Genomic DNA, 12,930 nt, shown 5'->3' with positions numbered 1-12,930 from the left:
CGTCGGCTCCTGAGTCTTCGCTTAGAGGTTGCTGAGAATCGCCCGATGCGTGGCGTCGGTCATAGACAGTGGCCCGTGTGGCCCCGAAAGGTGGGGTTGCGAACGGAAGGAGACCCCCCACTGTGGAACACGCCGCGACGGCCGACGCCAAGCCCTTGGCCGGGCCCCTTCCCGAGGTCTCCGACCTGCTGGACGGCCTGCCTCGCCAGCGCGTCCCGGCGGCGCCGGCACCGTCGTCGGCCGCACCGGCGCGGCCCTCCGGCCCCCGCACCCGCCTCCGCCCCTGGCACATCCTGCCCACCCCCACCGGCACGCCCTTCACCTTCGGCTACGCGGCCGCCCTCGCCGTCACCTCCCTGATCACCACCTATGCCTCGCCCTCTCTCGTCTACGCCCTCCACCAGGGCTCCAGCACGGACGTGGCCCACCTGATCCGCACCCCCGTGCTGGTCCTGCTCGCCAGCGCCCTGTGGGTCGCGGGCGGCCTGGCATCGCCGTACGTCCTCTGCTTCCTGCTGGTCCTGACCGCCCTGGAACGCCGTATAGGCGGCGCCCGAGCGGCCGTCGTCTTCCTCCTCGGCCATGTCCTGGCCACCCTCGCGACCGAGGGCGCGGTCGGCCTCGGCGTGCTGGTCGGCGACCTCCCCCACACCTCCCTGCACCGCCTCGACTACGGCATCAGCTTCGGCGTCGCCGCCAGCGTGGGCGCCCTGGCCGGCCTGCTCACCCCATGGCTGCGCTGGCCGATGCTGCTCCTCTTCGGCGGCATGCTGGTCGAGGATCTGATCGCCTTCACCGACCCCATGACCAACTGGGGTCATCTGATCTCGCTGGCGATAGGCGTGGCGTGCTGGCCGATGGTGCGACGCTGGCGCCGGGCCGGCCAGGGCTCCCCGGACGCGCAGACGGCCTCGCTCGTCCCCGCTTCCTAGGACTTCCGCGCCGCGGCCAACTCCCGTGCCAGCCCCGGGATGCCGAGCCGCCGCTCCTGCTCCTCGTTCGCCCCGTGCAGCCGGTTGCTCAGCTGATAAGGGTCGGCCACGAGGTCGTAGTACTCCCGGAACAGCACCTCGCCCGTGCCCTTCGGGCGGCCGGTCCTGTCCAGGCGGGTGCGGTAGTACTCGGTGTACTGCTCCGTCCTGCCGATGTACGTCGCCCAGGTGTGGATCGGCTCCTTGTCCTGCCGGTTCCACCACCACTCCGCGAGCAGGTGGGTGCGGTCGCTCCGGCGGTCGAGGAGGGAGTGGCCGTCGTACGGGGTGTCCGGGGTGATGCCGGCCGCGTCCAGGAAGGTGGGGGCGATGTCGACGTGGGCGGTGAGGCGGTCGTCGGTCCGCGCGCCGCCGTGGCCGCCCTCCGGCCAGGAGACGTAGAAGGGGACCTCCAGGCTCGGACGGTACGGCACCGACTTGCGCAGCCAGCCGTGGTCCGCCCAGCACAGGCCGTGGTCGCTGGTGAAGACCACCAGGGTGTTCTCCAGCTGGCCGAGCTCGCGCAGCTTGTCCCGGAAGTCGCGCATCGCGTCGTCCACGGAGAGCAGGGTGCGCAACTGGCGGGTGCGCAGGGCCCTTCCCTGGGCGAGGGAGTGGTGGGCCTTGCGGAGGAAGAGGGGCTTGTCTCTTCTGTCGGACTCGAAGACCGACGGGCGGCCGTCCCACTCCGGCACGCGCGTGTGGGCGTACTTCCGCTCCGGGATGTTCAGTTCGTGCGCGCTGCGGGTGGCCACGTACGCGAACCAGGGGCGTCGGTCGGTGCGGGACTGCTCGATGAACGAGAGGGCGCGGTCCTTGATGACGGTGGTGTTGTACCCGGGGATGTTCCGGACCGTGCCGTTGTCGTTGTAGTGGCCGTTGTAGTACGCCACCGGCTCCTGGAGCAGCCACTCGTCGAAGTGCGGCGGGTCGTCGCCGGTGTGCCAGTAGTTGAGGTATTTGCCGAACAGGCCCGTGCGGTAGCCCGCCTCGTGCAACTGGCGCTGGACCGTGGTGCGTTGATCGAGGTGGTACGGGTGCCGGGTGTCCAGGACGCCGTGGTTGTGGGCGTACCGGCCCGACATGATCGAGGCACGGGAGGGCGCGCAGAGCGGGGTGTTGGCGTGGGCGCGGGTGAAGGTGACGCCGTTGCCGCCGAGCCAGTCGAGGGTCTGGGGGATGGCCCAGTCCGTGTCCTTCGGCTGGTCGTCGGTGAGGACGAAGAGGATGTTGGGGCGGTGGTCGGAGCGGGCGCGGCGGTGCGGGGTCGGGGAGACGGCCCGACTGGCGGCCGGTGCGGCCGCTCGGGGCACGTTGCCGGCCGGGGTGCTTCCAGCGCTCCCGGAACCGGCGCCGCCCATCGCCCTCGCCACGAAGGGCACGGCCGCCCCCGCGGCCACCACGCCCGCACCGGCGATCACGGCACGCCGGGCCGGCCCCCGCCGCTGTCCCTCGGCCATCCGCTTCCCCAACCCCCGTGCATCCCCGCATGAACCTGTGAACGAGCTTGCAGTCTGCGGCCGCTTCCTGTGAATGGCGTTGCGGTTTCATGGCGGTGCCCCTGCCTTCTGATGCCGGTCGGCACTTCCGGACGCCGGTCCGCACAGGTCAGCCCGTCCGGCGTTCGATGACGGGGCCGTTCAGGCCGAAGCGGGGGTCTGGGGGTGGCAGCCCCCAGCGAACGCCCAGCTCAACGCCCGATCGCTGACAGCGAACGCCACCGGGGGAACATTGGCGAAGCGCTGTGCATTGAGTCGGCATAGCTCAACTTGACTGCCGAAGGGGAGATCATGGCTTCGACGTCCACACCGCTCACTCTGCCTGTGCTGCCGCTCGACGACGAGGTCGTGCTGCCCGGAATGGTGGTTCCGCTGGACCTGAACGACGCCGACGTACGCGCCGCGGTGGAGGCCGCCCAGGCCGCCGCCCGGTCCGAACCGGGAAAGCCGAAGGTCCTGCTGGTCCCACGCATCGACGGCACGTACCCGAGCACCGGCGTGCTCGGCACCGTCGAGCAGGTCGGCCGGCTGGCCGACGGTGATCCGGGCGCCCTCATCCGCGGCCGCGGCCGGGTGAAGATCGGCGCCGGCACCACCGGACCGGGCGCGGCACTGTGGGTCGAGGGGACGAGGATCGACGAGACGGTTCCCGAGCCGCTGCCCGGCCAGGTCGCCGAACTCGTCAAGGAATACAAGGCGCTTGCCACCGCCTGGCTGCGCAAGCGCGGCGCCTGGCAGGTCGTGGACCGCGTCCAGGCCATCGATGACGTGTCCCAGCTCGCCGACAACTCCGGCTACTCGCCGTTCCTGACCACCGAGCAGAAGATCGAACTGCTCGAGACCGCCGACCCGGTGGCCCGCCTCAAGCTCGCCACCCAGCTCCTGCGCGACCACCTCGCCGAGCAGGACGTCGCCGAGACCATCGCCAAGGACGTCCAGGAGGGCGTCGACAAGCAGCAGCGCGAGTTCCTGCTCCGCCGCCAGCTGGAGGCCGTCCGCAAGGAGCTGCGCGAGCTCAACGGCGAACAGGACGGCGAGGAGTCCGACGACTACCGCGCCCGCGTGGAGGCCGCCGACCTGCCGGAGAAGGTCCGCGAGGCCGCCCTCAAGGAGGTCGACAAGCTGGAGCGGTCCTCCGACCAGTCGCCCGAGGGCTCCTGGATCCGCACCTGGCTGGACACCGTCCTCGAACTCCCGTGGAACGACCGGACCGAGGACGCGTACGACATCCAGGGCGCCAAGGCGATCCTGGACGCCGAGCACGCCGGTCTGGAGGACGTGAAGGAGCGGATCACCGAGTACCTGGCGGTGCGCAAGCGCCGTACGGACCGTGGCCTGGGCGTCATCGGCGGCCGGCGTGGCGGTGCCGTACTGGCCCTGGTCGGCCCGCCCGGCGTCGGCAAGACCTCGCTCGGCGAGTCGGTCGCGCACGCCATGGGCCGCAAGTTCGTCCGCGTCGCCCTCGGCGGCGTCCGCGACGAGGCGGAGATCCGCGGCCACCGCCGTACGTACGTCGGCGCACTGCCCGGCCGTATCGTGCGGGCGATCAAGGAGGCCGGCTCCATGAACCCGGTCGTCCTGCTCGACGAGATCGACAAGGTGGGATCGGACTTCCGCGGCGACCCGGCCGCAGCACTCCTCGAAGTCCTCGACCCGGCGCAGAACCACACCTTCCGGGACCACTACCTGGAGGTCGAACTCGACCTGAGCGACGTGGTGTTCCTGGCGACGGCGAACGTGCTCGAAGCCATCCCGGAGGCCCTGCTCGACCGTATGGAGCTGGTCCGCCTGGACGGCTACACCGAGGACGAGAAGGTCGTCATCGCCCGTGACCACCTGCTTCCGCGCCAGCTGGAGCGGGCGGGCCTGGACAAGGACGAGGTGACCCTGGACGAGAGCGCCCTGCGCAAGCTCGCCGGCGAGTACACGCGCGAGGCGGGCGTCCGCACCCTGGAGCGCTCGATCGCCCGGCTGCTCCGCAAGGTCGCGGCCCAGCACGAACTGGGCGACCGGGAGCTGCCGTTCACCATCAAGGACGAGGACCTGCGCGCCCTGATCGGCCGTCCGCACCACGTGCCCGAGTCCGCCCAGGACCCGGCCGAGCGCCGTACGGCGGTCCCGGGTGTGGCGACGGGTCTCGCGGTGACGGGTGCCGGCGGTGATGTGTTGTTCGTCGAGGCGTCCCTGGCCGATCCGGAGACGGGCGCGGCGGGTCTGACGCTGACCGGGCAACTGGGCGACGTGATGAAGGAGTCGGCGCAGATCGCGCTCTCCTTCCTGCGCTCGCACGGTGCCGAACTGGAGCTGCCGGTGGGTGACCTGAAGGACCGGGGCGTCCACATCCACTTCCCGGCGGGCGCGGTGCCGAAGGACGGCCCGAGCGCGGGCGTCACGATGACGACGGCGCTGGCGTCCCTCCTGTCCGGCCGGCTGGTCCGCACGGACGTGGCGATGACGGGCGAGGTCTCCCTGACCGGCCGCGTCCTGCCCATCGGTGGCGTCAAGCAGAAGCTGCTGGCCGCGCACCGGGCGGGCGTCACGACCGTCATCATCCCGAAGCGCAACGAACCCGACCTGGACGACGTCCCCGCGGAGGTCCTGGACAAGCTCGACGTCCACGCCGTGACGGATGTCCGTCAGGTCCTGGAACTGGCCCTCGCGCCCGCCACGAACGACGCGAGGCCGGAGGTTCCGGTGGCGGCGTGACGGACGCAACCGGATAGGAGAAGGCCCGGGTCCCGTGAGGGAGGCCCGGGCCTTCGCCGTACGTGCGTGCGTCAGCCGTTGGCGAGGGCGACGACCCGGTCCAGCGCGCCGTTGAACTTGTCGTGGTCGCCTACGGTCGGGCCGGACGAGGTGTACTGCCACATCGTGTAGTACGACCACCCGGCCGGCAGCGTCCCCACCTCCGACGCGTACCGCGCGATCCACAGCGGGTTGGACGAGGCGAAGCCGGAGTAGTTCCCGGTGCAGTCGGTCCACCAGCTGGTGGCCGTGTAGATCACCGCGTCCCGGCCCGTCCGCGCCTTGTACGTGTCCAGGAAGTCGGTGATCCAGCCGACCATCGCGCTCTGGGACTTGCCGTAGCACTCGGCCCCGTACGGGTTCCATTCGATGTCGAGGGTGCCGGGGAGGGTCTTGCCGTCCTGGGACCAGCCGCCGCCGTGGTCGACGAAGTAGTCGGCCTGGGTGGCGCCGCTGGTGGTGTCGGGGGTGGCGAAGTGGTACGCGCCGCGGATCATGCCGACGTTGTAGGAGCCGTTGTACTGCTGGGCGAAGTAGGGGTTGGTGTAGTACGTCCCCTCGGTCGCCTTGGTGTAGGCCCATTTGACCCCGCTGCTCCACAGGGTCGACCAGGCGACGTTGCCCTGATAGCCGGAGACGTCGACGCCCTCGGTCTGGGTGGCGGCACCGGCGGCGGGGGTGCCGCCCTGGCCGTCGTGGGCGAGGACGCCCATGCCCATGTGGGCGGAGCCGCGGGACGGGGTGGTCGCCGCGTCGGCCGGGGCGGCGAGGGTGAGCGAGAGAGCGGCGAGCAGGAGTCCGGCGAGGAAGAGGCGCCGGGGGCGGAGCGGGTTCGGTCTGTGCACGGGCATGGCGTGCCTCCGAAGGCTCGGTGATGCTCGGTGGGGGGAAACGACGAAGAAGCTACGCACGTAGAGGAACGGGTGTGAAGAGGGGGCGGAGGCTGCCGTTGGTCTAGCCCTGCGAAATACTTGAGGAGCTGCGGCGATGACCGCGTCGGGCGGAAACTTTCAGGACCGGGAAATCCGAGGCAGGGGTTGACGTGCACGAAGGCGGAAACGGGGACGAGACCCGACTCTCCTCCCCAGCGTCACCAAGTGGTGCGGACCAGGAGTACCTGTCCCTGGAGCGCGAACTGACGGTCCTGCTGCGGCGCGCCCGCGCCAACCAGGGCGAGATGGCCCGCGAGGTCCACCCCGACCTGGAGCCGGCGGCGTACGGCCTGCTGATCCGCCTCGACGAGTGCGGCCGCCAGCGGGCCACGGAACTGGCCGCCTACATCGGCGTCGGCAAGGCCACCATGTCCCGCCAGCTCCGCGCCCTGGAGGACCTGGGCCTCGTCGCCCGCGAGCCCGACCCCGCCGACGGCCGGGCGTGGCTGGTGCACCTCACGGACGAGGGCCACCACCGTGTGACGAAGGTCCGGGAGGCCCGCCGAGGGCGGTACGTCAGCCAGCTGGCCCACTGGGACCGGCGCGAGGTGTCCGAACTCGCCCGGCTGCTCGGGCAGTTGAACCGGGGGATGGAGCGGTAGACGGGGTCAGCCGCGGGCGGTGGGCAGTTCCGCGTACACCGCCGTCGCGTCGTCGTGGGTCTTGCTCCGGCGCAGGTGGGTGCGGGTCTCCGCGTCGGACCGTTCCAGTTCGCGGACCCGCTCCACCAGTGCCGTCGCGCCCTCCTTGCGGACGAAGCGCAGACAGTCCGGCCAGTCGCCCTCGTGGAACTTCTCCACCCAGCGTGCGGCCCCGTCGGAGAGGGCCAGCAGGGCCCGTACCTCGCGTCGTGGCACCGTCCCCGTCACCGCGCGTGCCGCCACGGTCGGGTCCGCCGCCGCGGTGAAGAAGCCGCCCTCCTTGTTGCGGACCGTCGAGTCCACGAGCGCGTCCGTGGCCAGCGAGGCGCGCGGCAGGCGCGACAACCGGTCGTCCAGTACGGCCGTCACCGTGCCCTCCGGGGACTCCAGCAGCAGGGCCGAGTCGGACAGGACCAGGTAGTCGAGTGAGTCCCGGCCCCAGCGCGCCACGACCACCGTGGCCTGTGGGGTGCGCGGGTGAGAAAGGTCACAGGTTTGTTCATGTGCCCGGGCGGTACGCGTGATGGCGCGGGAAAGCGCTTCAGTCAGCGGAACATCCGGGAGGGAAACGGTCAGTTCGGTCAGCGCACCGCCCAGGCGGGCCGTGTACCAGGGGACGGAATGCAGACAGCCCGTCTCGCCGCGCGGCGGAGTCACCCCGTCCAGGACCACCACCGCACCGCCCCGGCCGGAAGCGGGCAGGGCAACGGCGGCGAAGTCCTCGTTGGGGCGGGTGGGATCGCCCGGCTCCGAAACAAGTTCCGTACGCATTCGGCCAGTCTGCACGACGTCTTCACGGGCTTCACCAAAGGCTGGCATTGGTCGCCGAATTGGCGTACTCGCGCAGGTCAGGTGCCTGATTTGGGGTGGAATCCGATGTTCCGGGAAGGCGTGGTGGCACATAGTGCCACCGCCCGCCGCAGACGTCCAACCGGCCTGCCGGGAAAGGCCGCCGCAAGGGCCGGAGGAACTTGCCCGGCCGCTCTCCTCCGATGTTCACTCCTTCGGGTGGCGGGTCAGGTGATGCGCGGCCACCGCCCAAGGGAGTTGGGAGGGTCGGGACCCGTACGGGGTGTTTTGCGCACAGTCGGCGGAAGTTGACGGAGCGTCACCCGGGCCCACGAGTATCACGAGTCAGGAATGCGAGCACCGGTGCAGAAGAGGCGGCCTCGTCGTACAGGCAAGCAGATGGCCCCCGCAGGGGGTTCGGAGCAGACCCCCGGCCCCGTCACCGGCAAGGGCCGGCCCACTCACGTACGCAACCGGCTCATCGTCGCCGTGGCCGTCGTCGCCGCTGCCGTCGCGGGCGCCGGAGCACCGTCCGTCCTCGCGGCCTCCGGCCGGCTCAATGACTCCCAGGACCTGGTGACGCTCGCCGGGCAGACCCAGGACGCGCTGGCCCTCGCCCACTCGCTCGCCGACGAGCGGGACGACGTCACGGCGTACATCGCGGCGGGCCGCGCCAAGTCCAAGGCCCCCTCCGAGCAGCACAGCGCCCGCGTCGACCGACAGGTCGAGGAGCTGCGCGCCGACACCGACATCTCCGCCGCCCTGCGCACCGACCTCGACGGCATCGCGAGCCTGCGCCGCTCCGCGCTCACCGGCCGGAACAGCGCCCTCGAGGCCCACGACGCCTACTCCACCGCCATCACCGGCCTGCACCGGCTCGCCGAGCAACTGGCCGAGCAGATGCCGACCCGGGCCGGCGGCGGCGCCCACGCGCTCGCCGAACTCGACTCCGCCGTACAGCAGTCGGCCGCCGCCCGCGGCCTGCTCCTCGCGGCCCTCGACGTCCCCCGCACCACCCGGACCGTCACCAACCCCCTCACCGGCCTGACGAGCACGACCACCACCTCCTCGGCCGCCGACACCAAGACCCGCGACGCCCTGACCGCCGCCGCCCAGCAGGCCCGGCTGCGCTCCGACGCCGCCCTCGCCGACTTCCGCGAGACCGCGACCGACGCGGCCAAGACGTCGTACGACTCCACGGTCACCGGCCCCGAGGTCAACCAGGCCGACACGTACCTGGCCTCCCTCACCGACCAGCCGACCCTGAGCGACTCCGAACTCGGCACCAGCGCCACCAAGGTCGACGCCGCGCTCTCCGCCCGCGTCGACATGATGCGCGGCGTCGAGTCCGCCCTCTACGACCGCCGTACCAAGGACCTCGCGAAGCTCCGTGACGACGACGTCACCGCGCTGGAGATCCGTATCGCGGTCCTGGGCGCGTTGATGCTGGTGGCGATCGGCATCGCGACCGCGATGGCCCGCTCGCTGACCCGGCCGCTGTCCGTCCTACGCCGAGGCTCGGCCCGCCTCGCGGAGTCGTCGGACCCGGCCGCCGAGGAGCCGATCACCTTCACCGGCCGCAACGACGAGTTCGCCCAGGTCGTCCGCTCCGTCAACGCCCTGCACACGCACGCCGCCGCCCTGCACGAGCGCATCGCCACCCTGGAGGCCGACCGCAAGCACCTGGTCGGCCAGCGCCAGAAGATGGCCGACGCCCGCGAGGAGCTGCGCACCGAACTCGCCGACGCCGCAGCCCAGTTGGGCCGCCTGCGGGACAGCATCGGCGGCACCTTCGTGAACCTGTCCCTGCGCACCCTCGGCCTGATCGAGCGCCAACTGACGGTCATCGAGGGCCTGGAGGAGCGCGAGCACGACCCCGACCGGCTCGCCACCCTCTTCAAGCTCGACCACTTCGCCACGGTCATGCGCCGCCACAGCGAGAACCTCCTGGTCCTCGCCGGCACCGAACACGTGCAGCAGCACGCGGGCCCGGTCCCGCTGGTGGACGTGGTCCGGGCGGCGGTGAGCGAGATCGAACGCTACGAGCGGGTCCGCATCGCCGCCCTGCCCCCGCACGCGCATGTGGCCGGCTTCGCCGCGGACGACCTGAGCCATCTGTTGGCCGAACTGATGGAGAACGCCTCCTCCTTCTCCCCGCCGGACATGCCCGTCGAGGTCTCCGGCTGGCTGCTGGAGAACGGCGAGGTCATGCTCTCCGTCCAGGACGAGGGCATCGGCATGACCGCCGACCGCATGACCCGCCTCAACACCCGCCTGTCCGAGTTCGACCCCGAGTCCCCCTACGACCAGGAGGGCGAGGAGGGTCTGGGCCTCGGCCTCTACGTCGTCGCCCGCCTCGCCCACCGCCACGGCGTCCGCGTCCAGCTGCGCGCGCAGAAGCAGGGCGGAGTGGCCGCGGTGGTGGTCCTCCCACAGGCGCTCCTGGCCCCGGCCCCGTCGTCCGCGATCCCGTCCGCCTCAGCCTCCCCGCCACCTGGCACCAACCCCACCTTCTCCCTCCCGGGAGCCGACGCCGAGGCCAACTCCAACGTCCTGCACGGCCGTTCGGCCTCAACGGACCCGTTGGTGGCACTGGCGGAGAGGGCGGTACGGGGGAGGGGCGCCGACGAGGCGCTCCTGGCGGAGACCGACGCCGCACGTGAGAGGCCGGAGCACGGAGAGCCGACGGCCGCCGAGGCGACCGCGCGGGACGAGGACGCCGTGGCGCTGGGCCAGGACCCGCACGGTGACGCCGCGGAGCCGCCGAGGACAGGCGTCCCCCTTCCGGCCGAGACGACGATGGAACTCCTCATCCCACCTCAGCTGAACAAGTCCGACACACACCCCGAGCCGGAGCCGACCGAGTCCCACGCCCGTCCCGCGCCGGGGGCGGCTGGGGTCTTCTCGGGTTCCGAGCCGGGAGAGGCTGGGGCCTTCGCCGGTTCTGAGCCGGGGGCGGCTGGGGCCTTCTCGGGTTCTGAGTCGGGGGCGGCCGGGGCCTTCGCCCGTCCCGCGCCGGGGGCGGCTGGGGTCTTCTCGGGTTCTGAGCCGGGGGCGGCTGGGGTCTTCGCCGGTTCTGAGCCGGGGGCGGCTGAGGCCTTCGCCCGTCCCGAGCCGGGGGCGGCTGGGGTCTTCTCGGGTTCTGAGCCGGGGGCGGCTGGGGCCTTCGCCGGTTCTGAGCCGGGGGCGGCTGAGGGTTCCTCGCGTTCCGAGCCGGGCACGGCCGAGGTCTACTCGCGCCCCGCGCCGGAGGCGGCTGAGGCCTTCGCCCGTTCCGAGAAGGTACCGTCCCAGCCATATGCCCGTTCCGAGCCGGAGACGGCTGAGCTCTACTCGCGTCCCGAGCCCGAGCCGGTCCCCTTCCACCTCCACCCCGCGGCCGCCGACGGCGAGTCCGCCCCACAGGGGCCACCCGCACCCGACGACGAAAGCAGTACGGGTGGTGCGGGTGGGAACCAACACGCCGAAGGCGAAGCCGAGGCGGAACACACCCGCACCCCGGACGAGGAACCCGTCACCGCGAAGGGCCTCCCCAAGCGCACCCCGAAGATCACGGCACCCCCATCGGCTCAACCCAAGCGGAGCGGTTCCGTGGACGCCGAAGCCCTCCGCCGCAGACTCGGCGGCTTCCGCCGCGGCGCCACCGCCGGCTACCGCGACGTACAGGCAGAGATCGCCGAACAAACAGGCCAGACCAAGGCATCGGCCACAGAATCATCTCCATCCGAAGAAGCCACGGGGGGCACAGTCGAGGAGGCAAGCAGTTGACCGCGCCCAGTACCTTCGGACTGAGCAGTGAAGCCCGTAACCTGCACTGGCTGCTGACCAACCTGGTCGAGGAGGTGCCGGGCATCGAATCAGTGGCGGTCGTCTCATCCGACGGACTCCTGCTGCTCTCCTCCGACCCGGGCCGAAACGACGAGGCCCGTCAGGCACAGTCCCGCACCACCAAGAGCCCCCGAGGCTCCTCCGCCGATCTCGCCACCATCGTCTCCGGTATCGGCAGCCTCACCATCGGCGCCGCCCGGCTCATGGACTCCGGCCCGGTGAAGCACACGATGGTCGCGATGGACGAGGGCAGCCTGTTCGTGATGTCGATCAGCGACGGCTCACTGCTCGGCGTGCACGGCTCCCCGGACTGCGACATGAGCGTGGTGGCGTACCACATGGCCCTGTTCGTCGGCCGCGCCGGCCACGTCCTCACCCCCGAACTCCGCAGCGAGCTACGACAATCCCTGGAGCAGCAGTCCGCCGGGAGCGCCCCGTGAGCAACACCCCCAAGAACCCCAGGACTTCCGGGAAACAGACGCTCCCGGTCCGCGGCGGCGACCGCAAACCCGCCCGCGTCCGCCCCTACTCGCTCACGGGCGGCCGTACCCGCTTCGGCCATGTCCTCCTCGTGGAGACGTTCGTGGCCAGCACGGCCGCGCTCGACGCCCCCGAGGAGCGCAAGGAGCTGACTGGGGGCACCGCCCGTGCTATTGGCAGCGGGGGAGGTTCCCTCACCACCCGGGTCATGCCGGAGATGCGGGCCATCGTCGAACTGTGCCGCCGTATGCGCACGGTGGCCGAGATCGCCGCGCTGCTGAGGATGCCGCTCGGTGTGGTCCGCGTGCTGCTCAGCGACCTCGCGGACCAGGGACAGATCCGTGTGTACGGCACCGGGACCGGTCACGGTACGGGCCGTCCCGACCGCGCTCTGCTGGAAAGGGTGCTGAGTGGACTCCGTCGTCTTTAGAGACACCGCATTCGAGGACACCGACGAGGATCTGAAGTCCTGGCAGACGGACCGCACCCGTGCCCCCATAGCCACGAAGATAGTGGTGGCGGGCGGTTTCGGCGTCGGCAAGACCACGCTGGTGACCGCCGTCTCGGAGATCACGCCGCTGCAGACCGAGGCGCTGATGACCGAGGCCAGCGAGGAGACCGACGATCTCACCGCCACGCCCGGCAAGCTCACCACCACCGTGGCCATGGACTTCGGCCGCCTCACGCTCGACGACGACCTGGTGCTCTACCTGTTCGGCACGCCGGGCCAGCAGCGGTTCTGGTTCATGTGGGACGACCTGGTGCGCGGTGCGATCGGCGCCGTCGTCATGGCCGACACCCGGCGCCTCAAGGACTGCTTCCCCGCGCTCGACTACTTCGAGAGCTGCGGGCTGCCGTACGTCGTCGCGGTCAACCACTTCGACGGCAGCGAGCGCTTCGAACCCGAGGACGTGCGGGAGGCGTTGACGATCCCCGCGCACATACCTGTAATGATCATGGATGCGCGGCGGAGGATCTCGGTGATCGAGACGCTTCTGTCTCTGGTCGCCCACGCGCTGGACGAAACCCCCGAGTAGTCCCCGAG

10 protein-coding genes are annotated in these 12,930 nt (G+C 71.2%); 7 read left to right on the top strand and 3 right to left on the bottom strand.

From position 1 onward, the window contains the following. Positions 1-122 precede the first annotated feature (122 nt). Positions 123-932 carry a rhomboid-like protein gene (locus tag ACWC09_RS30480; protein WP_450854123.1) on the top strand — a complete coding sequence of 270 codons (810 nt, stop codon included), beginning with the start codon at positions 123-125 and terminating at the stop codon, positions 930-932. On the opposite strand, the gene ACWC09_RS30475 is transcribed toward ACWC09_RS30480, so the two are convergent. After that, positions 929-2,431 carry a sulfatase family protein gene (locus ACWC09_RS30475; RefSeq protein WP_450854122.1) on the bottom strand — a complete coding sequence of 501 codons (1,503 nt, stop codon included), beginning with the start codon at positions 2,429-2,431 and terminating at the stop codon, positions 929-931. The genes ACWC09_RS30480 and ACWC09_RS30475 overlap by 4 nt on opposite strands. A gap of 330 nt (positions 2,432-2,761) precedes the next feature. Here ACWC09_RS30475 and lon point away from each other — a divergent pair, with 330 nt between their 5' ends. Beyond that, positions 2,762-5,176, top strand: coding sequence for an endopeptidase La (gene lon / locus ACWC09_RS30470; protein ID WP_450854121.1), 2,415 nt, complete (start codon positions 2,762-2,764; stop codon positions 5,174-5,176). A gap of 71 nt (positions 5,177-5,247) precedes the next feature. On the opposite strand, the gene ACWC09_RS30465 is transcribed toward lon, so the two are convergent. Next, positions 5,248-6,066 carry a lysozyme gene (locus tag ACWC09_RS30465; RefSeq protein ID WP_450854120.1) on the bottom strand — a complete coding sequence of 273 codons (819 nt, stop codon included), beginning with the start codon at positions 6,064-6,066 and terminating at the stop codon, positions 5,248-5,250. Between the two features lie 191 nt (positions 6,067-6,257). Between ACWC09_RS30465 and ACWC09_RS30460 the strand changes: the two genes are divergently transcribed. After that, a complete protein-coding gene (locus ACWC09_RS30460; RefSeq protein ID WP_450854119.1) occupies positions 6,258-6,749 on the top strand; it encodes a MarR family winged helix-turn-helix transcriptional regulator in 492 nt (163 codons plus the stop codon). 6 nt (positions 6,750-6,755) lie between these two features. Here ACWC09_RS30460 and ACWC09_RS30455 read toward each other — a convergent pair whose 3' ends face one another. After that, positions 6,756-7,559 carry a protein phosphatase 2C domain-containing protein gene (locus ACWC09_RS30455; RefSeq protein ID WP_450854118.1) on the bottom strand — a complete coding sequence of 268 codons (804 nt, stop codon included), beginning with the start codon at positions 7,557-7,559 and terminating at the stop codon, positions 6,756-6,758. 381 nt (positions 7,560-7,940) lie between these two features. Here ACWC09_RS30455 and ACWC09_RS30450 point away from each other — a divergent pair, with 381 nt between their 5' ends. From ACWC09_RS30450 to ACWC09_RS30435, 4 genes are read left to right on the top strand one after another with little or no spacing between them, the layout of a single operon-like run. Next, positions 7,941-11,345 (top strand): nitrate- and nitrite sensing domain-containing protein, encoded by a 3,405-nt coding sequence (locus ACWC09_RS30450; RefSeq protein WP_450854117.1) that lies wholly within the window; start codon positions 7,941-7,943, stop codon positions 11,343-11,345. After that, positions 11,342-11,845, top strand: coding sequence for a roadblock/LC7 domain-containing protein (locus tag ACWC09_RS30445; protein ID WP_450854116.1), 504 nt, complete (start codon positions 11,342-11,344; stop codon positions 11,843-11,845). Before ACWC09_RS30450 ends, ACWC09_RS30445 begins: the two co-directional genes overlap by 4 nt. After that, positions 11,842-12,315, top strand: a complete 474-nt coding sequence (locus ACWC09_RS30440; protein WP_450854115.1) for a DUF742 domain-containing protein — start codon at positions 11,842-11,844, stop codon at positions 12,313-12,315. Before ACWC09_RS30445 ends, ACWC09_RS30440 begins: the two co-directional genes overlap by 4 nt. Beyond that, entirely contained in the window at positions 12,296-12,922 is a 627-nt protein-coding gene (locus ACWC09_RS30435) for a GTP-binding protein (RefSeq protein ID WP_450854114.1), read from the top strand. The genes ACWC09_RS30440 and ACWC09_RS30435 overlap by 20 nt, the downstream gene beginning before the upstream one ends. Positions 12,923-12,930: the final 8 nt, after the last annotated feature.

The sequence above is a fragment of the Streptomyces sp. NPDC001617 genome, from assembly GCF_053596855.1.
The sequence above is the reverse complement of the archived record's forward strand: the minus strand, read 5'-3'. Positions and strand labels throughout refer to the sequence as shown.

Coding starts and splice junctions, on each gene's coding strand:
- ACWC09_RS30475 (WP_450854122.1), bottom strand. CDS start 2,431: ATGGCCGAGGGACAGCGGCGGGGGCCGGCCCGGCGTGCCGTGATCGCC.
- lon (WP_450854121.1), top strand. CDS start 2,762: ATGGCTTCGACGTCCACACCGCTCACTCTGCCTGTGCTGCCGCTCGAC.
- ACWC09_RS30465 (WP_450854120.1), bottom strand. CDS start 6,066: ATGCCCGTGCACAGACCGAACCCGCTCCGCCCCCGGCGCCTCTTCCTC.
- ACWC09_RS30455 (WP_450854118.1), bottom strand. CDS start 7,559: ATGCGTACGGAACTTGTTTCGGAGCCGGGCGATCCCACCCGCCCCAAC.